This is a genomic window from Streptomyces sp. NPDC017520, assembly GCF_044329855.1.
GTDB lineage: Bacteria > Actinomycetota > Actinomycetes > Streptomycetales > Streptomycetaceae > Streptomyces.
In genome coordinates, this window is record NZ_JBIRKB010000010.1 from 95,603 (window position 1) to 117,355 (window position 21,753).

General features: G+C 71.6%; 16 protein-coding genes. All 16 read left to right on the plus strand.

Features of this window, described 5'->3' with window-relative positions:
* Positions 1–230 precede the first annotated feature (230 nt).
* The 16 genes from ACH4KB_RS23970 to ACH4KB_RS24045 all read left to right on the plus strand — a co-directional run bounded on the left by ACH4KB_RS23970 (position 231) and on the right by ACH4KB_RS24045 (position 21,747).
* Positions 231–1,190, plus strand: a complete 960-nt coding sequence (locus tag ACH4KB_RS23970; RefSeq protein ID WP_398067940.1) for a beta-ketoacyl-ACP synthase III — start codon at positions 231–233, stop codon at positions 1,188–1,190.
* A 206-nt stretch (positions 1,191–1,396) separates the two neighbouring features.
* On the plus strand, positions 1,397–2,578 hold the full coding sequence (locus tag ACH4KB_RS23975) for an ROK family protein (protein WP_398067941.1): 1,182 nt from the start codon (positions 1,397–1,399) through the stop codon (positions 2,576–2,578).
* A gap of 258 nt (positions 2,579–2,836) precedes the next feature.
* A complete protein-coding gene (locus tag ACH4KB_RS23980; protein WP_398067942.1) occupies positions 2,837–4,360 on the plus strand; it encodes a sugar ABC transporter ATP-binding protein in 1,524 nt (507 codons plus the stop codon).
* The gene (locus ACH4KB_RS23985; RefSeq protein ID WP_398067943.1) at positions 4,357–5,409 is read left to right on the plus strand and encodes an ABC transporter permease; all 1,053 of its coding nucleotides are present in this window, start codon (positions 4,357–4,359) and stop codon (positions 5,407–5,409) included. The genes ACH4KB_RS23980 and ACH4KB_RS23985 overlap by 4 nt, the downstream gene beginning before the upstream one ends.
* Before the next feature lie 89 nt (positions 5,410–5,498).
* Positions 5,499–6,533, plus strand: coding sequence for a substrate-binding domain-containing protein (locus tag ACH4KB_RS23990; RefSeq protein WP_398067944.1), 1,035 nt, complete (start codon positions 5,499–5,501; stop codon positions 6,531–6,533).
* A gap of 71 nt (positions 6,534–6,604) precedes the next feature.
* Entirely contained in the window at positions 6,605–7,849 is a 1,245-nt protein-coding gene (locus ACH4KB_RS23995) for a Gfo/Idh/MocA family protein (protein WP_398067945.1), read from the plus strand.
* 6 nt (positions 7,850–7,855) lie between these two features.
* Positions 7,856–8,860, plus strand: coding sequence for a sugar phosphate isomerase/epimerase family protein (locus ACH4KB_RS24000; protein ID WP_398067946.1), 1,005 nt, complete (start codon positions 7,856–7,858; stop codon positions 8,858–8,860).
* Positions 8,861–9,149: 289 nt separating this feature from the next.
* Positions 9,150–12,869, plus strand: a complete 3,720-nt coding sequence (locus tag ACH4KB_RS24005; RefSeq protein ID WP_398067947.1) for a ThuA domain-containing protein — start codon at positions 9,150–9,152, stop codon at positions 12,867–12,869.
* 94 nt (positions 12,870–12,963) lie between these two features.
* Positions 12,964–14,166 carry an inositol-3-phosphate synthase gene (locus tag ACH4KB_RS24010; RefSeq protein ID WP_398067948.1) on the plus strand — a complete coding sequence of 401 codons (1,203 nt, stop codon included), beginning with the start codon at positions 12,964–12,966 and terminating at the stop codon, positions 14,164–14,166.
* Positions 14,163–15,596 carry an SCO3242 family prenyltransferase gene (locus tag ACH4KB_RS24015; protein WP_398067949.1) on the plus strand — a complete coding sequence of 478 codons (1,434 nt, stop codon included), beginning with the start codon at positions 14,163–14,165 and terminating at the stop codon, positions 15,594–15,596. The genes ACH4KB_RS24010 and ACH4KB_RS24015 overlap by 4 nt, the downstream gene beginning before the upstream one ends.
* The gene (locus ACH4KB_RS24020) at positions 15,593–16,465 is read left to right on the plus strand and encodes a sugar phosphate isomerase/epimerase family protein (protein WP_398067950.1); all 873 of its coding nucleotides are present in this window, start codon (positions 15,593–15,595) and stop codon (positions 16,463–16,465) included. The genes ACH4KB_RS24015 and ACH4KB_RS24020 overlap by 4 nt, the downstream gene beginning before the upstream one ends.
* A complete protein-coding gene (locus ACH4KB_RS24025) occupies positions 16,459–17,148 on the plus strand; it encodes an EboA domain-containing protein (protein ID WP_398067951.1) in 690 nt (229 codons plus the stop codon). Before ACH4KB_RS24020 ends, ACH4KB_RS24025 begins: the two co-directional genes overlap by 7 nt.
* Positions 17,148–17,996, plus strand: coding sequence for a TatD family hydrolase (locus ACH4KB_RS24030; RefSeq protein WP_398067952.1), 849 nt, complete (start codon positions 17,148–17,150; stop codon positions 17,994–17,996). Before ACH4KB_RS24025 ends, ACH4KB_RS24030 begins: the two co-directional genes overlap by 1 nt.
* 7 nt (positions 17,997–18,003) lie before the next feature.
* Positions 18,004–19,179, plus strand: coding sequence for a metabolite traffic protein EboE (gene eboE, locus ACH4KB_RS24035; protein WP_398067953.1), 1,176 nt, complete (start codon positions 18,004–18,006; stop codon positions 19,177–19,179).
* Entirely contained in the window at positions 19,176–20,594 is a 1,419-nt protein-coding gene (locus ACH4KB_RS24040; protein ID WP_398067954.1) for a nucleotide pyrophosphatase/phosphodiesterase family protein, read from the plus strand. Before eboE ends, ACH4KB_RS24040 begins: the two co-directional genes overlap by 4 nt.
* 67 nt (positions 20,595–20,661) lie before the next feature.
* Positions 20,662–21,747 (plus strand): sugar phosphate isomerase/epimerase family protein, encoded by a 1,086-nt coding sequence (locus tag ACH4KB_RS24045; RefSeq protein ID WP_398067955.1) that lies wholly within the window; start codon positions 20,662–20,664, stop codon positions 21,745–21,747.
* The last annotated feature ends 6 nt before the right edge of the window (positions 21,748–21,753 follow it).

Consider the following 21,753-nt stretch of genomic DNA (forward strand, 5'->3'; position numbering starts at 1 on the left):
ATTCTGTCTGTGTGCGATGGCTTCTGTCCGGATGGGCGAAGCCGGAACCCGACCCCGTCATTGTCCGGCACCCGTACCGGCGTGTCGCCGTCACTGCCCGAGCACGCTGACCAGGCTGTTGTCAAGGCTCCAACGTGTGGGCCGGATTCCTGTGGGATCACGTGCCCCCGTACCCGGCGGTAGCGACCAAGACTGGATGTTTCCTGCCCTACCCGACGATGGGAACCCGTATGACCGGCTCACGTGTCGTGGCGCTCGGCCACTACCAGCCCGCCAAGGTGCTCACGAACGACGATCTGGCGGCCATGGTCGACACGAGCGACGAGTGGATCACCAGCCGGGTCGGCATCAAGACCCGCCATGTGGGTGGCCCGGACGAGCCGGTGGACGAGATGGCCGCGCACGCGGGAGCCAAGGCGCTGGCCACGGCCGGGCTGGCGCCCTCGGACGTCGATCTGGTCCTCGTCGCCACCTCCACCGCGATCGACCGGTCCCCGAGCATGTCGGCGCGGGTCGCGGCACGGCTGGGCATGGGCTCGCCCGCGGTGATGGACATCAACGTGGTGTGCTCCGGCTTCACGCACGCGCTGGCCACCGCCGACCACGCGATCCGGGCCGGTGCGGCGACCCGGGCGCTGGTCATCGGCGCCGACAAGATGGCCGACATCGCGGACTGGACCGACCGCTCCACCTGCGTCCTGCTCGGCGACGGGGCGGGCGCGGCGGTCGTCACCGCCGACCCGACGGCCCCCGGCACCCCGGAGGGGCCCGGCATCGGACCGGTGCTGTGGGGCTCGGTGCCGGAGATGGGCAACGCGGTCCGGATCGAGGGGACGCCGCCGCGCTTCGCACAGGAGGGCCAGTCCGTCTACCGCTGGGCCACCACCCAGCTCCCCCCGATCGCCCGCCGGGTCTGCGAGAAGGCCGGTGTCGCCCCGGAGGATCTGGCGGCAGTCGTTCTGCACCAGGCCAATCTGCGGATCATCGAGCCGGTCGCCCGCAAGATCGGCGCGGTCAACGCCGTCATCGCCCGGGACGTGGTGGACTCCGGCAACACCTCGGCCGCCTCCATCCCGATGGCGCTGTCCAAGCTGGTCGAGCGCGGCGAGGTCGCCTCCGGCGCGCCCGTCCTCCTCTTCGGCTTCGGCGGAAACCTCTCCTACGCGGGCCAGGTCATCCGCTGCCCCTGACCGTCCGCCGCCCCTGTCTCCTCGCCCCGCGCCTGACTCCTTCCACGGCGCCTGTGTGAGCCCCGACCGAGAACCTTTGTCCTGAGTGTGGAGAAAGTTGGAGCGGATTCCTGCGCAACTTCTTCCCACTCCGGGAAAGCGCTGCTACGTTCCCCTCGAAAGCCCGACGGACTGGCCGATGTGGCGGGGAGGGACGCGTGAGACGTATGACGGCACGACCCGCGAACGCGCATCAGGCGCGGTTGCTCCGACTGCTGCGCGACGGGGGCCCCAACTCCCGTGCGCAACTGGGCGATCAGGTCGAGCTGTCGCGCTCGAAGCTCGCCGTCGAGGTGGACCGGCTGCTGGAGACCGGCCTGGTGGTGGCCGACGGACTCGCCGCATCGCGCGGCGGGCGCCGCTCGCACAACATCCGGCTCGCTCCCGAACTGCGGTTCCTCGGGGTCGACATCGGCGCCACCTCGATCGACGTGGCCGTCACCAACGCGGAGCTGGAGGTCCTGGGACACCTCAACCACCCGATGGACGTGCGAGAGGGCCCCGTCGCCGTCTTCGAACAGGTGCTGTCGCTGGCCGCCAAGCTGCGGGCCTCCGGGCTCGCCGAGGGCTTCGACGGCGCGGGCATCGGGGTCCCCGGCCCCGTCCGCTTCCCCGAGGGCGTGCCGGTCGCGCCGCCGATCATGCCGGGCTGGGACGGGTTCCCGGTCCGCGAGGCGCTCAGCCAGGAGCTGGGCTGCCCCGTCATGGTCGACAACGACGTGAACCTCATGGCGATGGGGGAGCAGCACGCGGGCGTGGCCCGCTCCGTGGGCGACTTCCTCTGCGTCAAGATCGGTACGGGCATCGGCTGCGGCATCGTCGTCGGCGGCGAGGTCTACCGCGGTACGACCGGCAGCGCGGGGGACATCGGGCACATCCAGGTGGACCCGGACGGCCGGGCCTGCGCCTGCGGCAACAGGGGCTGCCTGGAGGCCCATTTCAGCGGCGCCGCCCTCGCCCGGGACGCGGAGGGCGCGGCCCGTGAGGGCCGCTCGCCCGAGCTCGCCGCCCGGCTGGAGGCGGCGGGCCGCCTCACCGCCGCCGACGTGGCGGCCGCCGCCGCCGCCGGTGACGCCGCCGCGCTCGACCTGATCCGCGAAGGCGGCAACCGGCTCGGCCAGGTGATCGCGAGCCTGGTCAGCTTCTTCAACCCCGGTCTGGTGGTGATCGGCGGCGGGGTCACCGGCCTCGGTCACAACCTCCTCGCCAGTGTCCGCACCCAGGTCTACAAGCAGTCCCTCCCCCTGGCCACCGGCAACCTCCCCATCGTGCTGGGCGAGTTGGGGCCCACCGCCGGAGTGATCGGCGCGGCCCGGCTCATCAGCGACCACCTCTTCTCACCGGCCTGACCACAGGGCCGCACGCACCACCGTACGGGCCCCGATCACAGGCTCGTACGCACCACCGCATTGGTCAGGTACCCGGCACCAGCCAGGTACTAGTCAGGTACTCGTCCGTACTCGCACGTCAGGTACCAGTCAGCAGCCGTTCGCGGTGCCGCCGGCTCCACGGCACCTCCAGCCCTGCGCCCTGTCCGCTCACCGGCCCTCCCCGGCCCCTCGGCACCGTCCGAGCAGGGGAGACCCCATTCGCCGAGGGGATTCGTCATGGCACCAGAACCACCCCTGCTCACCATGTCCGGCATCACCAAGCTCTTCCCGGGCGTCCGCGCCCTGGACGGCGTCGACCTGGAGGTCCAGGCCGGCGAGGTCCACTGCCTCCTCGGCCAGAACGGTGCGGGCAAGTCCACCCTCATCAAGGTGCTCGCCGGAGCCCACCAGCCCAACGACGGCGAGATCACCTGGCGCGGCGAGATCGTCCAGCTCAAGTCGCCGATCGCGGCCATGCGGCTGGGTATCGCGACCATCTACCAGGAACTCGACCTGGTCGAAGGCCTGTCGGTCGCCGAGAACGTCTTCCTCGGCCACGAGCCGACCAGCGCCGGCTTCATCGTCCGCACGGGGGAGGGGCGTTCGGCCGCGAAAGCGCTCCTGGCGCGTCTCGGGCACCCGGAGATCGACCCCGCCCGGCACGTCGGGGACCTCTCCGCCGCCCAGCAGCAGATCGTCTCCATGGCCAGGGCGCTCTCCCACGACGTCCGGCTCATCGTGATGGACGAGCCCTCCGCCGCCCTCGACCCCGACGAGGTCGACAACCTCTTCCGGATCGTCGACGGCCTCACCGCCGACGGGGTGGCCGTCGTCTACATCTCGCACCGCCTGGAGGAGATCCGACGCATCGGCGACCGGGTCACCGTCATCAAGGACGGCAGGACCGTGGCCGTCGGGCTGCCCGCCGCCGACACACCCACCCGCGACATCGTTGCCATGATGACCGGCCGGGACGTCGCCTATGTCTTCCCGCCGCGCCCGGAAGAGCCGGCCCCCGCCACCACCGAACCCGTACTCCGCGTCCAAGGTCTCTCCCGCGAGGGCGAGTTCGCCCCCGTCGACCTGGAGCTGCGGCCCGGCGAGATCGTCGGCCTCGCCGGACTCGTCGGCTCGGGACGCTCCGAGATCCTGGAGACCATCTACGGAGCCCGCAAGGCGTCCACCGGGACCGTCACCGTCGCCGGCAAGCAGCTCCGCCCCGGCAGCGTCCGCGCCGCCGTCGCCGCGGGCATCGGCCTCGCGCCCGAGGAACGCAAGGCGCAGGCCCTGCTCATGACCGAGTCGGTCACCCGTAACGTCTCGGTCTCCTCCCTCTCCCGCTTCGCCCGGATCGGCTGGATCGACCGGGGCGGGGAGCGGAAGGCCGCGCGGAGCGCCACCCGCGAACTACAGATGCGGCCCGACAATCCGGACGCCGCCGTCCGCACCCTCTCCGGCGGCAACCAGCAGAAAGCCGTGCTGGCCCGCTGGCTGCTGCGCGGCTGCCGGGTCCTGCTGCTGGACGAACCCACCCGTGGCGTCGACGTCGGCGCGCGCGCCGAGCTCTACGCCGTGATCCGCCGGCTGGCCGACGAAGGCCTCGCCGTACTGCTCGTCTCCAGCGAAGTGCCCGAAGTCCTGGGCCTCGCCGACCGGGTGCTGGTGCTCCGCGAGGGCCATGTGGTCCACGCGGCCCCCGCCCAGGAGCTCGACGAGCACCGCGTACTCGACCTCGTGATGGAAGGGAGCCCGACGCCATGACACAGCCCGCCCCGTCGGCGCAGCACAACGGGCCGGACAAGGGGACCCTCGCCGGCCCCTCCGCCACGCCGCCCTCGAAGTCGGGCGGCGGCATGCCGGCTCTCGGTCTGCGGCTCGACGTCCGGATCCTGTCCCTGCTCGGCGTGCTCGCCGCCCTGATCGTGGTCGGCGGCATCACCGAACCGGACGCCTTCCTGGACACCGGGAACCTCCAGCTGATCCTGACCCAGGCATCCGTCATCGGCGTCGTCACGGTCGGGATGACCTTCGTCATCATCAGCGGCGGCATCGACCTCTCCGTCGGCGCCATGGTCGCCCTCGCCTCGGTGTGGGCGACGACCCTGGCCACCCAGGAGTACGGCTTCGCGGGCATCGCGTTCACCGCGGTCATCGTCGGCCTCGCCGCCGGACTCGTGAACGGCGTCCTCATCGCGTACGGGGGGATGGTCCCCTTCATCGCGACGCTGGCCATGCTCGCCTCGGCGCGCGGACTCGCCCTCCAGATCACCGACGGCAAGACGCAGATCGTCACCGTGGACTCGGTCCTGGACCTGGGCCTGCCCGACTCCTACATCCTGGGCGTCCCGCCGCTGGTCATCATGTTCGCCGTGGTCACCGTCGTCGGCTGGCTCATCCTCAACCGGACCACCTTCGGCCGCCGCACCGTCGCCGTCGGCGGCAACGCCGAGGCCGCCCGGCTCGCCGGGATCGACGTCCGCCGCCAGCGCCTCTACCTCTACCTGCTGTCCGGGCTGTGCTGCGGCATCGCCGCCTTCATGCTGATCGTGCTCGCCGGCTCCGGCCAGAACACCAACGGCAACCTGTACGAGCTCGACGCCATCGCCGCCGCGATCATCGGCGGGACCCTGCTCAGCGGCGGCCGGGGCACCATCGTCGGCTCCGTCCTCGGCGTCCTGATCTTCACCACGATCACCAACATCTTCGCTCTCAACAACCTCCAGAGCGACGTCCAGCAGATCGCCAAGGGCGCCATCATCGTCGCCGCCGTCCTCGTCCAGCGCCGCACCATGCGCGGCAGGGAGACCTGAGCGACCGAGCGCCCCGGCACCCGAGCGCCCCACCCCGCACCCCGCACCCGCACTTCCTACGCATCCACCGGATGAAGGGTCAGACCGTCATGCCAGAAACCAGCCGCAGAGGGCTGCTGTTCGGAACCGCCGCCGTCTCCGCGGGCGCGCTCCTCACCGCCTGTACCAGCAACGAGCCCAAGAAGACCGAGCCCGCGGGCAACAGCGCCCCCGCCGACGACAAGCCGGGCAAGGCCGTCACCATCGGCTTCGCGGGACCGCAGGCCGACCACGGCTGGCTCAACGCGATCAACGTGAACGCCAAGTCCCGCGCGGAGACGTACTCCGACGTCACCCTGGAGACCACCGAGGGCTCCAACGACACCGCCGCCCAGATCGGCCAGGTCAAGACCCTCATCAACAAGAAGGTCGACGTCCTCGTCGTACTCCCCGCCGACGGCAAGGCCCTCACCCAGGTCGGCCTGGAGGCCATGCGGGCGGGCATCCCCGTCGTCAACCTGGACCGCGTCTTCGCCTCCCCGCAGGCCTACCGCTGCTGGGTCGGTGGCGACAACTACGGCATGGGCCTCAACGCCGGGCACTACATCGGCGAACAGCTCAAGGACAAGCCGAACGCCAAGGTCGTCGAGCTCGCCGGGATCGACAACCTGGAGCTGACCAAGCAGCGCAGCCAGGGCTTCGCCGACGCCCTCAAGAACTACTCCAACATCAAGCTGGTGGCCCGTCAGGCCGCTGACTTCACCGTCGAGTCCGGCCAGGCCAAGATGGCCCAACTCCTCCAGGCGCAGAAGCAGTTCGACGCCCTGTGGAACCACGACGACGACCAGGGCGTCGGCGCGCTCCGCGCCATCAAGCAGGCGGGCCGCGACGAGTTCATCATGGTCGGCGGCGCCGGCGCCAAGTCCGCGATGGACGCCATCAAGGCCGACGACTCGGTGATCAAGGCCACCGTCCTCTACCCGCCGACGATGGCCGCGTCCGCGATCGACCTGGCACGGGCACTGGGCCAGGGCAAGGGCGTCAGCGGTCTCTCCGAGATGGAGATCCCGACCTCCCTCACCCTGTACTCCGCGGTCGTGACGAAGGACAACATCGACCAGTACCTGCCGACGGGCTTCAACTGACCGGGACTCCGGGGGGTGCTCGAAGCGCATCCCCCGGCCCGTTACCGCACACCGATGAGGAGGAAGTCCGCATGGCCCGTAGTCAAGAGACGGAAACGCAAACCCCAGCACCTTCGCCGCGGGAGGCGCCGGGAACGCTCGGGGTCGGCATGGTCGGATACGCGTTCATGGGCGCCGCCCACTCGCAGGGCTGGCGCACCGCCGGACACGTCTTCGACCTGCCTCTGCGACCCGCTCTCGCCGCGATCTGCGGACGCGACCGTGCGGCGGTCGACGCCGCCGCGGCCCGGCACGGCTGGGCGGCCGCGGAGACCGACTGGCGGGCACTGATCGCCCGGGACGATGTCCAGCTGATCGACATCTGCACCCCCGGCGACAGCCATGCGGAGATCGCCATCGCCGCCCTTGAGGCCGGCAAGCACGTCCTGTGCGAGAAGCCGCTCGCCAACACCGTCGCCGAGGCGGAGGCGATGGTCCGCGCCGCCGAGGCCGCCTCCGCCCGCGGACAGGTGGCGATGGTGGGCTTCAACTACCGCAAGGTGCCCGCGATCTCCTTCGCCCGGCAGCTCATCGCCGAGGGCCGGCTCGGCCCCCTGCGCCATGTGCGGGCCACCTACCTCCAGGACTGGCTGGTGGATCCGGCCTCACCGCTCACCTGGCGGCTCAAGCGCGAGCACGCCGGGTCCGGCGCGCTCGGGGACCTCGGCGCCCACATCGTCGACCTCGCCCAGTATCTTTCGGGCGAACTGCTCACCGGGGTCTCCGCCGTGGCCGAGACCTTCGTACGGGAGAGGCCCCTGCTCGCCGGGGCGGCCGCCGGGCTCTCCGGCAGCGCCGACACGGTGGAGCGGGGCGAGGTGACCGTCGACGACGCGGCGATCTTCACCGGCCGCCTCGCCTCCGGCGCACTGGCCTCCTTCGAGGCGACCCGGATGGCGGCGGGACGCAAGAACGCCCTGCGTCTGGAGATCAACGGGGAGCTGGGCTCCCTCGCCTTCGACCTGGAGCGGCTCAACGAGCTGTCCTTCCACGACCACACCGAACCCGCCGCCACCGCGGGCTTCCGCCGCATCCTCGTCACCGAACCGGAGCACCCCTACCTGGAGGCCTGGTGGCCCCCGGGCCACGCCCTCGGCTACGAGCACACCTTCGTCCACCAGGCCCGCGACGTGGTGAACACGATCGCCGGAGGCGCCCCTCCCGTACCGTCGTTCGCGGACGGGCTCCAGGTGCAGCGGGTGCTCGCCGCCGTGGAGGAGAGCGCCGCCAAGAACTCCGTACACACCCCGGTCCCGTCCTCGGACCTCAGGAGGTAGCCGCCCATGCCCCGCCCCTTCACCCTGTTCACCGGCCAGTGGGCCGACCTCCCGCTGGAGGAGGTCTGCAAACACGCCCGGGACTTCGGCTACGACGGTCTCGAACTCGCCTGCTGGGGAGACCACTTCGAGGTCGACAAGGCGCTCTCCGACCCCGGATACCTGGACACCAGGCACCAGCTGCTCGACAAGTACGGGCTGAAGTGCTTCGCGATCTCCAACCACCTGGTAGGACAGGCCGTCTGCGACCACCCGATCGACGAACGTCACCAGGGCATCCTGCCCGCCCGCATCTGGGGCGACGGCGAGCCCGAAGGCGTACGGCAGCGGGCCGCGGCCGAGATCGCGGACACCGCCCGGGCGGCCGCCGCCTTCGGGGTGGACACGGTCATCGGGTTCACCGGCTCCTCGATCTGGCACCTCGTCGCGATGTTCCCGCCCGTCCCGCCGCACATGATCGAGCGGGGCTACGAGGACTTCGCCGAGCGCTGGAACCCGATCCTGGACGTCTTCGACGCCGAGGGGGTGCGCTTCGCCCACGAGGTGCACCCGAGCGAGATCGCGTACGACTACTGGACCACCAAGCGCGCCCTGGAAGCGGTGGACCACCGGCCCGCGTTCGGGCTGAACTTCGACCCGAGCCACTTCGTCTGGCAGGACCTGGACCCGGTCAACTTCCTCTACGACTTCCGCGACCGGATCTACCACGTGGACTGCAAGGAGGCCCGCAAGCGCCTCGACGGCCGCAACGGCCGCCTCGGCTCGCATCTGCCGTGGGGCGACCCCCGGCGCGGCTGGGACTTCGTCTCCGCCGGCCACGGTGACGTGCCCTGGGAGGACGTCTTCCGGATGCTCCGGTCCATCGGCTACGAGGGCCCGGTCTCCGTGGAGTGGGAGGACGCCGGCATGGACCGGCTGACCGGCGCCCCGGAAGCGCTCGCCAGCCTCAAGCGGTTCGACTTCGACCCGCCGTCGGCCTCCTTCGACGCGGCCTTCGGCGGCGGCGAGTAGGACGCCCGACCAAGCCCCCGGGGCGCGATCCGGTTCACGGCTCCTGGCCCCCGGGGCTGCCTCGCGCTGCCCGGAAACTCCTTTGTCCTGACGAAAGCAGAAGTTCGACTTACTTCTTGCACAAGGGCTTTCCGTCGAGGACGAACAGGTCTACCGTCCATTTCGTGTACACGACATGACTCGCGTCACCGGGGTCGCTCCCGTCCCCGGTGACGCATGCGCGGCAGTCCCCGCGCGGCACGGCACGGCTACACCCGCCCGTACAACCGGCACTCTCCGGAGGACCTACGTGCACAGAACCAGAAAGCGGCTCCTGGCCCGGACCCGCGTCCGTAAATCGCTCGCGCTGCTCACCGGCGGCCTCCTCGCCGCCGCCACCCTGACCCTCGGCTCCGCCCCCGGCGCCACGGCCCACCCCGGACACGCCGGGCACGACGAGTCCCTGGCGGAGGACTTTCAGCAAGTCACCCTGGCCAAGGGCGCCGAGGAGACCGGCGAGCCCATGTCGCTCGCCGTCCTCCCCGACCGCAGTGTGCTGCACACCTCGCGCAGCGGCGAGCTGCGGATCACCGACAGCGCCGGCAACACCAAGATCTCCGGAACCCTCCCCGTGTACACGCACGACGAGGAGGGCCTGCAAGGCGTAGGCGTCGACCCCGACTTCGCAGAGAACCGGGCGATCTACCTCTTCTACGCACCGCCGATGGACACCCCCGCGGGCGACGCCCCGGAGACCGGCACCGCAGCCGACTTCGCGAAGTTCGAGGGCGTCAACCGGCTCTCCCGCTTCGTCCTCAACGAGGACGGCACCCTCGACACCGCCAGCGAGAAGAAGGTCCTGGACGTCGCCACCTCGCGCGGCACCTGCTGCCACGTCGGCGGCGACATCGACTTCGACGCCGAGGGCAACCTCTACCTCTCCACCGGCGACGACACCAACCCCTTCGCCTCCGACGGCTTCACCCCGATCGACGAACGCCCCGACCGCAACCCGGCGTTCGACGCCCGCCGCACCTCGGGCAACACCAACGACCTGCGCGGCAAGATCCTGCGCATCAAGGTCGCCGAGGACGGCTCGTACACGATCCCGGAGGGGAACCTCTTCGCACCCGGGACGGACAAGACGCGCCCCGAGATCTACGCGATGGGCTTCCGCAACCCCTTCCGCTTCTCCGTCGACCAGGCCACCGGCACCGTGTACGTCGGCGACTACGGCCCCGACGCCGGCGCGGCCGACCCCAAGCGCGGACCCGCCGGCAAGGTCGAGTTCGCCCGGGTGACGAAGGCCGCCAACTTCGGCTGGCCCTTCTGCGTCGGCGACAACGAGCCCTACATCGACTACGACTTCGGCACCAAGGCATCGGGCGCCGCCTTCGACTGCGCCGCCCCGAAGAACGAGTCCCCGCACAACACCGGGCTCGTCGACCTGCCGCCGGCCGAGGCCGCGTGGATCCCGTACGACGGTGGCTCCCTGCCCGAGTTCGGCACCGGCTCCGAGTCCCCGATGGGCGGACCCGTCTACCGCTACGACGCGGACCTGGACTCCCCGGTGAAGTTCCCCGAGGCCTACGACGGCGACTTCTTCGCCGGTGAGTTCGGCCGCCAGTGGATCAAGCGCATCGAGCAGGACGCCGACGGCGGCGTCCAGTCCATCAACGACGTCCCGTGGTCCGGCACGCAGATCATGGACATGGCCTTCGGCCCCGACGGGGCCCTGTACGTCCTCGACTACGGCCTCGCCTGGTTCGGCGGCGACGAGAACTCCGCGCTCTACCGCATCGAGAACGCCACCGGCGGCCGCTCGCCCATCGCCGAGGCCGCGGCCAACAAGACCTCCGGCACCGCACCCCTGAAGGTGAGGTTCTCCTCGGCCGGCACCGCCGACGGCGACGACGACCCGCTCACCTACGCCTGGGACTTCGGTGACGGCGGAAAATCCACCGCCGCCAACCCGACGTACACGTACAAGAAGAACGGCACCTACACCGCCACGCTCACCGCCAAGGACCCGACCGGCCGCACCGGTTCGGCCAGCGTCCATGTCACCGTCGGCAACACCGCCCCGACCGTGGAGCTGGAACTCCCCGAGGACGGACAGCTCTTCGAGTTCGGTGACGCCGTGCCGTTCAAGGTGAACGTCAGCGACCCGGAGGACGGGACCATCGACTGCACCAAGGTCGAGGTCAAGTTCACCCTGGGCCACGACAGCCACGGCCACGACATCACCACCGAGCACGGCTGCGAGGGCACCATCAAGACCGCCATGGAAGGCGGCCACGACCCCAACGCCAACATCTACGGCGGCATCTCGGCCTCCTACACCGACAACGGCGGTGGCGGCCAGGCCAAGCTGACCGGCAAGGACGCCTCCCGCCTCCAGCCCAAGCACCGCCAGGCCGAGCACTTCGACGCCTCCTCCGGCATCACCACACCCGCCAAGTCGAGCGCGCACGGCGGCAAGACCGTCGGCGACATCCACAACGACGACTGGATCTCCTTCAAGACGTACGTCCTGGGCGGTACCACCAAGCTCACCGCCCGCGTCTCGTCGGCCGGCTCGGGCGGCTTCCTGGAAGTACGCACCGGATCGCCCACCGGCAAGATCCTCGGTTCCGGACCCGTCCCGGTGACCGGCAGCTGGGACACCTTCCAGGACATCGACATCCCGCTGCGCGGTGCCCCCAAGAAGCAGACCGAACTCTTCCTGGTCTTCAAGGGCGGCGACGGAGCGCTCTACGACGTCGACGACTTCGAACTGTCCAACACCCCCGTCGACAAGACCGCCAAGCGCGTCCTGGTCTTCTCCAAGACCGCCGGCTTCCGCCACGACTCGATCCCCACGGGCATCGCGGCCCTGAAGGAGATCGGCAAGGACACCAACATCACGGTCGACTCCACCGAGTCCGCCGCCCAGTTCACCACCAGCAACCTGGCCCGCTACGACGCCGTCGCGTTCCTCTCCACCACCGGTGACGTCCTCAACGCCGAGCAGCAGAAGGCGTTCGAGAACTACGTCGCCACCGGCGGCGGGTACGTCGGCATCCACGCCGCCGCCGACACCGAGTACGACTGGGAGTTCTACGGCGGCCTCGTCGGCGCCTACTTCGACTCCCACCCGCAGATCCAGCCCGCCACCGTCCGCGTCGAGGACCACGACCACCCCGCCACCGCCCACCTGGACGAGGAGTGGCAGCGCACCGACGAGTGGTACAACTACGGCACCAACCCCCGGGACAAGGCCAAGGTCCTCGCCACACTCGACGAGACCACCTACACCGGCGGGAACATGAAGGGCGATCACCCGATCTCCTGGTGCCAGACCTACGAGGGCGGCCGCTCCTTCTACACCGGTCTCGGCCACACCAAGGAGTCCTACGCCGAGCCGGCCTTCCGCAGCCACGTGCTGGGCGGCCTGCGCTACGCCACCGGCCAGGTCAAGGCCGACTGCAAGCCGGACAAGGGCTACCGGCCGATCTTCAACGGCAAGACGCTGGAAGGCTGGAAGCAGGCCGGCCCGGGGAAGTTCTCCGTGAGTGACGGCGCCCTGCACTCCGAGGGCGGCATGGGTCTGCTCACCTACCAGGCCAAGGAGCTGAAGTCGTACTCGCTGAAGCTCGACTGGAAGATGACCGGCGACGACAACTCCGGCATCTTCGTGGGCTTCCCCGAGTCCGACGACCCGTGGTCGGCGGTCAACAAGGGGTATGAGATACAGATCGACGCCACCGACGCCGCCGACCGCACCACCGGCGCCGTCTACACCTTCAAATCCGCCAACATCAAGGCCCGTGACCGCGTCCTGCGGCCGCCGGGACAGTGGAACAGCTACGAGATCAAGGTGCAGGGCGAACGTCTCCAGATCTTCCTCAACGGAGCGAAGATCAACGACTTCACCAACACCGACCCGGCCCGCAGTCTGAAGGACGGCTACATCGGCCTCCAGAACCACGGAGCCGACGACCAGGTGTCCTTCCGCAACATCCAACTGAAGGAGCTGCCCTCGAAGTAGGGCGGCCGCCCCTGCCGACGACGGGCGGGGGAAGCAACACCTTCCCCCGCCCGTCGTCCTCCACCCCCCCCGACATGCCCCAGGGAGGCAGCCCGTGACCGCACCCGCCGATCGTCAAGGCCGAACCGACGCCCCAGGCCGCAACGACGCCCCGAGCCCCTCGGAGGCCGCGGGCCCCGACGGAGCCCCGGGCCGCACCGGCGTCTGGTTCATCGGAGCACGCGGCTCCGTGGCGACCACCGCCACCGCGGGCTGCGCCGCCATCGCCGCGGGCCTGCATCCGCCGACCGGCATGGTCACCGAGACGCCCCCCTTCGCCGACAGCGGCCTGCCCGCCCTGACCAGCCTGGTCTTCGGCGGCCACGACACCCTCGACTGCCCGCTCGCCAAGCGGGCCGAGGCCCTCGCCGACGGCGGCGTACTGCCGCACGGACTGCCCTCCGCCGTACGCGCCGAACTCGGCGCCGCCGACGCGGAGATCCGCCCCGGCGGACCGCTCCCCGGCGACACCCGCACCGACCAGGAACTCATCGCCGCGTTCGCCGCCGACCTCACCGACTTCGCCCACCGCCACGGTCTGGCCCGCACCGTCGTCATCAACGTCGCCTCCACCGAACCCGCGCCAGGACCCGACGACACCCGGCTGCCCGCCAGCTCGCTCTACGCGGCCGCCGCCCTGCGGGCCGGCTGCTCCTACGCCAACTTCACCCCGTCCACCGGCCTGCGCACCCCCGGGCTCACCGGCACCGTCGCCTCCAGCGGACTTCCCCACGCCGGACGCGACGGCAAGACCGGCCAGACGCTGCTCCGTTCCGTCCTCGCCCCGATGTTCCTCCAGCGCGCCCTCGCCGTACGGGCATGGTCCGGATCGAACCTCCTGGGCGGCGGCGACGGAGCGGCGCTGGCCGATCCGGCGGCCGCGGCGGCCAAGAACGCCGGCAAGGAGCGCGTCCTCGCCGACACCTTCGGCGTCGCACCCGAGGGCGAGGTGCACATTGACGACGTCCCCGCGATGGGGGACTGGAAGACCGCCTGGGACCACATCGCCTTCGACGGCTTCCTCGGCTCCCGCATGATCCTCCAGACCATCTGGCAGGGCTGCGACTCGGCGCTCGCGGCGCCGCTGGTCCTGGACCTGGCACGGCTGCTCGCCCGCGCCCACGAGAAGGGGATCAGCGGCCCCCTGCCGGAGCTCGGCTTCTACTTCAAGGACCCGGACGGCGGCACGTCGGCGGCGCTCGCCGAGCAGTACGCCACGCTGCTCACCTTCGCCGAGCGGCTGCGGGACCAGGCGTGAGGTGGCGACGGAACGCCCTCCAGGCCGTTTTCGCCTCGGCCCTGCCGGTACTCCCGGCCGGGCGGGCGAACGGTGCCGCACACGGCGTGGGAACGACCGCCGTGACCGATGATCGTCTGTCCGGTGCCGGCGGGACTGCGCCCGCACCGGACAGGCCCGAACCTCCCACCACGGGCCGGAACGAGGAACGGGGCGCGGACGCCGGCCCGGGCCGGCCCGACCGGACAGCCGACCGGGGCGCCCCCCGGGAGCGCCTGCGGGCCTGGGCGGAACTGCTGCGGGTCTCCGCCCTGTTCTCCGTGCCCGGGGACGCCCTGGCGGGCGCGGCGGCGGTGGGCCGCCGGCCCGGCCGGGGCACCGCCCTGGCGATGGGCGCGTCCCTGTGCCTGTACGAGGCCGGGATGGCCCTCAACGACTGGGCCGACCGCGACGAGGACGCCGTGGACCGCCCGCACCGCCCGATCCCCTCGGGCCGGATCAGCCCGGCGGCGGCCCTGGGCGCGGCCGGGGTGCTGACCGCGGCGGGCCTGGCCCTGGCGGCCCAAGCCGGCCGCCCCGCGCTGACCGTCGCCACGGGCCTGGCCGCCACGGTCTGGGCCTACGACCTGCGTCTGAAGCACACGAAGGCGGGCCCGGCGGCCATGGCGGCGGCCCGCTCACTGGACCTCCTGCTGGGCGCCACGGCCACGGCCACGGCGCCGGTGCCGGGGTCCGGCACGCCGGGCGGGGGAGGCCGTCCCGACAACGTTGCCGGAGCGACGACCACGGCAGGGCCGCGCGGCGGCTTGGCGGCATGCCTGCCCGCCCTGCCCGCCGCCCTGGTGCTCGGGGCCCACACCTACGGCGTCACCGCCGTCTCGCGCCACGAGGCGCAGGGCGGTTCCACCGGCGCCCCGCTCGCGGTGCTGGCCACGACGACGGCACTCGCGGCGGCGGTGCTGCGGAAGCCCCGGGGACAGACCCCCGACCGGCCCGGTGCGCCGAGCACCTACGCAGGCACCAGCGTCGGCACCTACGCCAGCGCCAACGCAGGCACCAGCACCAGCGTCAACGCAGGCACCAGCGCCAACGCAGGCACCAGCACCAGCTCCAGCGCCAACGCAGGCACCAGCGCCGACATCAACGCCCACGCCGTCGCGCGGCGTCTCCGTCTCGACACGGGGCCGCTCGAAAAGGTCACCGACCCCGTCCGGCTCCTGGTCATCGCGCTCACCGGCGCCTACCTCCGTACCGCCGGGCCACCCCTCCTCCACGCCGCGCTCAACCCGTCCCCGTCCCTGACCCAGCGGGCGGTCGGCGGAGGCATCCGCGCCATGATCCCGCTCCAGGCCGCGCTCGCCGCCCGCGCCGGGGCGCCCGTCACCGCTCTCGCCGTCATGGGCCTCGTCCCCCTCGCCCGCAGCCTCTCCCGGAAGGTGAGCCCCACATGACCCTCCACCTCGGCTACGGCACCAACGGGCTCACCGACCTCCGCCTCGACGACGCCCTCGGGCTCCTCGCCGACCTCGGCTACGAGGGCGTCGGCCTGACCCTCGACCACATGCACCTGGACCCGATGGCCCCGGACCTCACCGAGCGCACCCGCCAGGCCCGCCGCAGGCTGACCTCCCTCGGGCTCCGGGTCACGGTGGAGACCGGCGCCCGCTATGTCCTCGACCCGCGCCGCAAACACGGCCCCTCCCTCCTCGACCCGGACCCCGACGCCAGGGCCGCCCGCACCGCGCTGCTGGTCCGCGCCGTCGAGGTGGCCGCCGAACTCGGCGCGCACGCCGTCCACTGCTTCAGCGGCATCACCCCGCACGGCGCCTCGACCGACACCGCGTGGAAACGGCTCACCGAAGCGCTCACCCCCGTCCTCGAAGCCGCCGACCGATCCGGCATCCCCCTCGCGATCGAACCCGAACCCGGTCACCTCCTCGCCACCCTCGCCGACTTCCACCACCTGCGCGCCCTGCTCGGCGACCCGGGCCCGCTCGGCCTCACCCTCGACATCGGCCACTGCCAGTGTCTGGAGGAGGCGACGCCCCTGGAGTGCGTCGAGCAGTCCGCCCCCTGGCTCCGGCACGTCCAGATCGAGGACATGCGGCGCGGAGTCCACGAACACCTCCCCTTCGGCGAGGGAGAAATAGACTTCCCGCCCGTGCTCGCCGCCCTGGCCGCGTCGGACTACCAGGGCCTCACCGTCGTCGAACTGCCCCGCCACTCCCACGCGGGCCCCGAACAGGCCCGCACCTCGATCGACTTCCTGCGCGAGGCCCTGACACGCGGCACCGCGCCCCAGGGGGCCGCCCCGTGCTGAAATCCCGCGAGGAACTCGACGCCCGACTCGGCGGAGCCGCCCGGGCCTGGCTCGACGAAGCCCTGACCGAGGCAGCCCATGACGCGGCCACGCCCGACGCCCCCGGCCGGGAGGCGGCGGGCCCGTACACCTCCCCGCCCTGGGAACTGCGCTACGCCGCCGCCGGCCGGCACTGCGGCCTCGATCACGCCGACTCCGTACGCTCCCTCCTGCTCGTCGAGGCACGCGCCACGCTGCCCTCCGTCACCCGGCTCTACGAACAGGGCACCGCCGCCGAACGCCGCGCCGTCCTGCTCACCCTGCACCGCCTCGACCTCGGCTCCACCGCGCTCCCGCTCGTCGAGGACGCCCTGCGCGCCAACGACACCCGGCTGGTCGCCGCGGCCGTCGGCCCCTACGCCGCCGACCACCTGGACACCCACGCCTGGCGGCACGCCGTACTGAAGTGTCTGTTCACCGAGGTGCCGGTCGCGGCCGTCGCCCGGCTCGGCGACCGGGCCCGGGGAGACGCCGAACTCGCCCGCATGCTCGCCGACTTCGCCGCCGAACGCACCGCCGCCGGCCGCGCCGTCCCCGAAGACCTGCGCACGGTCCTCGACCTCACCGCCCCGGCCGGCGAGGGCGCCCACCTGGCCCCGCCGACCGCGGCTCCCGCAGCCCCCGCCCCCACGGAGGAGTCCTGATGCGCATCTTCGACCCCCACATCCACATGACCTCCCGCACCACCGACGACTATCAGGCGATGTACGACGCCGGCGTCCGTGCGCTCGTCGAACCCTCCTTCTGGCTCGGCCAGCCCCGCACCTCGCCCGCCAGCTTCTTCGACTACTTCGACGCGCTCCTCGGCTGGGAACCCTTCCGCGCCTCCCAGTACGGCATCGCGCACCACTGCACGCTCGCCCTCAACCCCAAGGAGGCGAACGACCCCCGCTGTACCCCCGTCCTGGACGCACTGCCCCGCTACCTCGTGAAGGACGGCGTCGTCGCCGTCGGCGAGATCGGCTACGACTCCATGACCCCGGCCGAGGACCACGCGCTGGCCGCCCAGCTCCAGCTCGCCGCCGACCACGGGCTGCCCGCCCTCGTCCACACCCCGCACCGCGACAAGCTCGCCGGTCTGCACCGCACCATCGACGTCATCCGCGAATCGAACCTCCCCCCGGAGCACGTCCTGCTCGATCACCTCAATGAGACAACGGTAAAGGCCGCCACTGACAGCGGCTGCTGGGCCGGCTTCTCCATCTACCCGGACACCAAGATGGACGAGGACCGGATGGTCACCATCCTCCAGAACCACGGCACCGAGAAGATGATCGTCAACTCGGCCGCCGACTGGGGGAGGAGCGACCCCCTCAAAACCCGCAAGGTCGCCGACGCCATGCTGAAGGCCGGCTTCACCGAGGACGACGTCGACCAGGTGCTGTGGCGCAACCCCGTCGCGTTCTACGGCCAGAGCGGCCGCCTCCAACTCGACGTCCCGGCCCCCGACCCACTCCACGAGGGCAACTCCATCCTGCGCGGCGGGGAGTGAGGCGGCCATGCGCTTCCGCCACCCGGACGGCTCGACGGTCCACCTCGCCTACTGCACCAACGTCCACCCCGCGGAAACCCTGGACGGCGTCCGCGCCCAGCTCCGGGACCACTGCGAACCCGTCCGCCGCCGACTCGGCCGGGACCGGCTCGGCATCGGCCTCTGGCTCGCCCGGGACGCGGCCCGCACCCTGATCAACGACCCCGCCGAACTCCGCGCCCTGCGCGCCGAGCTCGACAGCCGCGGCCTCGAAGTGGTCACCCTCAACGGCTTCCCCTACGAAGGATTCGGCTCCGACGAGGTCAAGTACCGGGTCTACCGGCCGGACTGGACCGAACCCGACCGCCTCGCCCACACCACCGACCTCGCCCGCCTCCTGGCCGCCCTCCTCCCGGACGACGTCACCGAAGGCTCCATCTCCACCCTGCCGCTCGCCTGGCGCACCCCCTACGACGGCGACCCCGAGGCGGCCCGCATCGCACGCGCCGCCCTCACCACACTCGCCCAGCGCCTCGACGCCCTGGCCGAGATGACCGGCAAGTCCATCCGCGTCGGCCTCGAACCGGAACCGGGCTGCACGGTCGAGACGACCGCCGACGCCATCGCCCCGCTCACCGACGTGGCCCACGACCGGATCGGGATCTGCGTCGACACCTGCCACCTCGCCACCTCCTTCGAGGACCCCGGCACCGCACTCGACGCCCTGGCCGCCGCCGGCATCCGCGTCGTCAAGTCCCAGCTCTCCGCCGCCCTGCACGCCGACCACCCCCACCTGCCCGAGGTCCGCACCGCGCTCGCCGCGTTCGCCGAACCCCGCTTCCTGCACCAGACCCGCACCAGCACCGCCGCGGGACTGCGCGGCACCGACGACCTGGACGAAGCCGTCACCGGCCGGGCGCTCCCGGACAGCACCCCCTGGCGCGCCCACTTCCACGTACCGCTCCACGCACCCCCGGCGCCCCCGCTGACCTCGACGCTGCCCGTGCTCCGCGAGACGCTCGCCCGGCTCGTCGGCGGACCCGCGCCCCTGACCCGGCACCTGGAGGTGGAGACGTACACCTGGCAGGCGCTGCCCGCCGAACTGCGCCCCCGCACCCGCACCCAGCTCGCCGACGGCATCGCCGCCGAACTCACCCTCGCCCGCGACCTCCTGGTCGACCTCGGCCTCAAGGAACTGCCATGAGCACTCCCGAACCCGGCACGGAAGCCGCACAGGAGACCGGCGGCCCCACCCCCCTCCTGGTCCTCGACGTCGTCGGCCTCACCCCGCAGCTCCTGGTACATATGCCGAACCTCCGGACCCTCGGGGAGCAGGGCGCCCAGGCACCGCTCTCCACCGTGCTGCCGGCCGTCACCTGCGCCGCCCAGTCGACCTTCCTCACCGGCACCATGCCCGCCGAACACGGGATCGTCGCCAACGGCTGGTACTTCCGCGAGCTCGGCGACGTCCTGCTGTGGCGCCAGCACAACGGACTCGTCGAGGGCGACAAACTGTGGGACGCGGCCCGCCGCGCCCACCCCGGCTACACCGTCGCCAACATCTGCTGGTGGTACGCCATGGGCGCCGACACCGACTGGACGGTCACCCCACGCCCCGTCTACTACGCCGACGGCCGCAAGGAACCCGACTGCTACACCAGGCCCCCCGCCCTGCACGACGAACTGACCGACAAGCTCGGCACGTTCCCCCTCTTCCACTTCTGGGGCCCCGGCGCCGACCTCGTCTCCTCCCAGTGGATCATCGACGCCACCCGGCACATCATCGCCACCCGCACCCCCGATCTCGCCCTCTGCTACCTGCCCCACCTCGACTACGACCTCCAGCGCTTCGGCCCCGACGACCCCCGCTCCCACCGGGCAGCCGCCGACCTGGACCGGGCCATCGCCCCGCTGCTGGCCGACGCCCGCGCCGAGGGACGTACCGTCGTCGCCCTCTCCGAGTACGGCATCACCCGCGTCGACCGCCCGGTCGACATCAACCGCGCCCTGCGCCGGGCGGGCCTCCTGGAGGTCCACACCCAGGACGGCATGGAATACCTGGACCCGATGACCTCCCGGGCCTTCGCGGTCGCAGACCACCAGCTCGCCCACATCTACGTACGCCGCCCCGAGGACCTGGAAGCAACCCGCGCGGCCCTGGCGGACCTGCCGGGCATCGAGCAGCTCCTCGACGACGAGGGCAAGAAGGCGCACCACCTGGACCACCCCCGCTCCGGCGAACTGGTCGCCGTCGCGGAGAAGGGCGCCTGGTTCACGTACTACTACTGGCTCGACGACGCCCGCGCCCCCGACTTCGCCCAGCTCGTCGAGATCCACCGCAAACCCGGCTACGACCCCGTCGAGCTCTTCATGGATCCCCAGGACCCCTACGTCCGGGTCAAGGCCGTCTCGGCGGTCGCCCGCAAGAAGCTCGGCATGCGCTACCGCATGGCGGTCGTCCCCCTGGACCCCTCACCTATTCGCGGCAGCCACGGCCGCCTCCCCGAGAGCGACGACGAAGGTCCGCTCATCCTCTGCTCCACCCCCCACGCGTTCCCCGACCGGGTCAGGGCCACCGAAGTGAAGTCCCTGCTCCTCCAGCTTGCCGGACTGCACTGACAATCCCCGTCACGCGCCCGGCACCGCACCACTCACCCCGTCAGGTCACCAAGGGAGATACCCGAACATGAGCCGCACCCCCAAGGACACCGAACTCGCCCGCAGACTGAGCCGCCGCAACATCCTCGGTGTCGCCGCCGGAGCCACCGCCGCCACCATCATCGGCACGGCGAGCGCCCAGGCCGACAGCCGCGACCGAGGCCAGGGACACGGCAACGGTCACGGCCATGACCACGGGCACGGCCACGGCCACGGCAAGGGCAGGCCCGTCCTGCCGCCCGGCCGCCTCGGCATCCAGCTCTACAGTCTCCGCGACCAGATCTCCACGCTGGGCTTCGCGCCGGTCTTCGCCGAACTGGAGAAGTACGGCTACGACGAGATCGAGCTCGCCGGCTACACCCAGGGCTCGGCCGGTCCCATCACCCTGGCCCAGCTCAAGCGGCTGGCCCGGGACCACGGCCTCAACCCGATCGGCAGCCACGTCGGCTACTACGACGACAACCCCGGCGCGTACACCTTCGCCCAGAACCTGGAGAAGGTCCTCGACGACGCCCAGGCGCTCGGCCTCAAGCACATCGGCACGGCCTCCGGCCCGTTCCGTTACGGCTCCACGGTCGACGGCTGGAAGCGGGCCGCGGAGGAGTTCAACACCTACGGGGCGGCCGCCCGCAAGCGCGGCATGAAGTTCTACCAGCACAACCACGCCGAGGAGTTCTCCTTCGCGACCGACAAGCCGAACGTGCGCCTCTACGACGTCCTGCTCGCCGAGACCGACCCGGACCTCGTCTACCTGGAGCTGGACATCTACTGGGCCTACTGCGCGCAGTTCCGGTTCAGCAAGCGGGTGGACGGCAGCCCGGCCCCGCTCGACCCGCTGAAGTACGTCCTGAAGCACCCGGACCGCTACCCGCTCTTCCACGTCAAGGACGGGGTCCGCGACGAGACGACCCGCGACGGCTACCGCATGTCGGACGTGGGCGACGGAGACATCGACTACAAGACGTTCCTGTCCAAGGTCACCCAGCGCACCCACCGCGGCCGGACCTACCACCACTGGCAGGCGGAGCACGACAACCCGGTGGAGTCGCTCGCGTTCGCCCGCAAGTCGAGCGAGCACCTGCACTCGCTGCGCGAGGGCCGCTGCGCCGACTGACGGGCG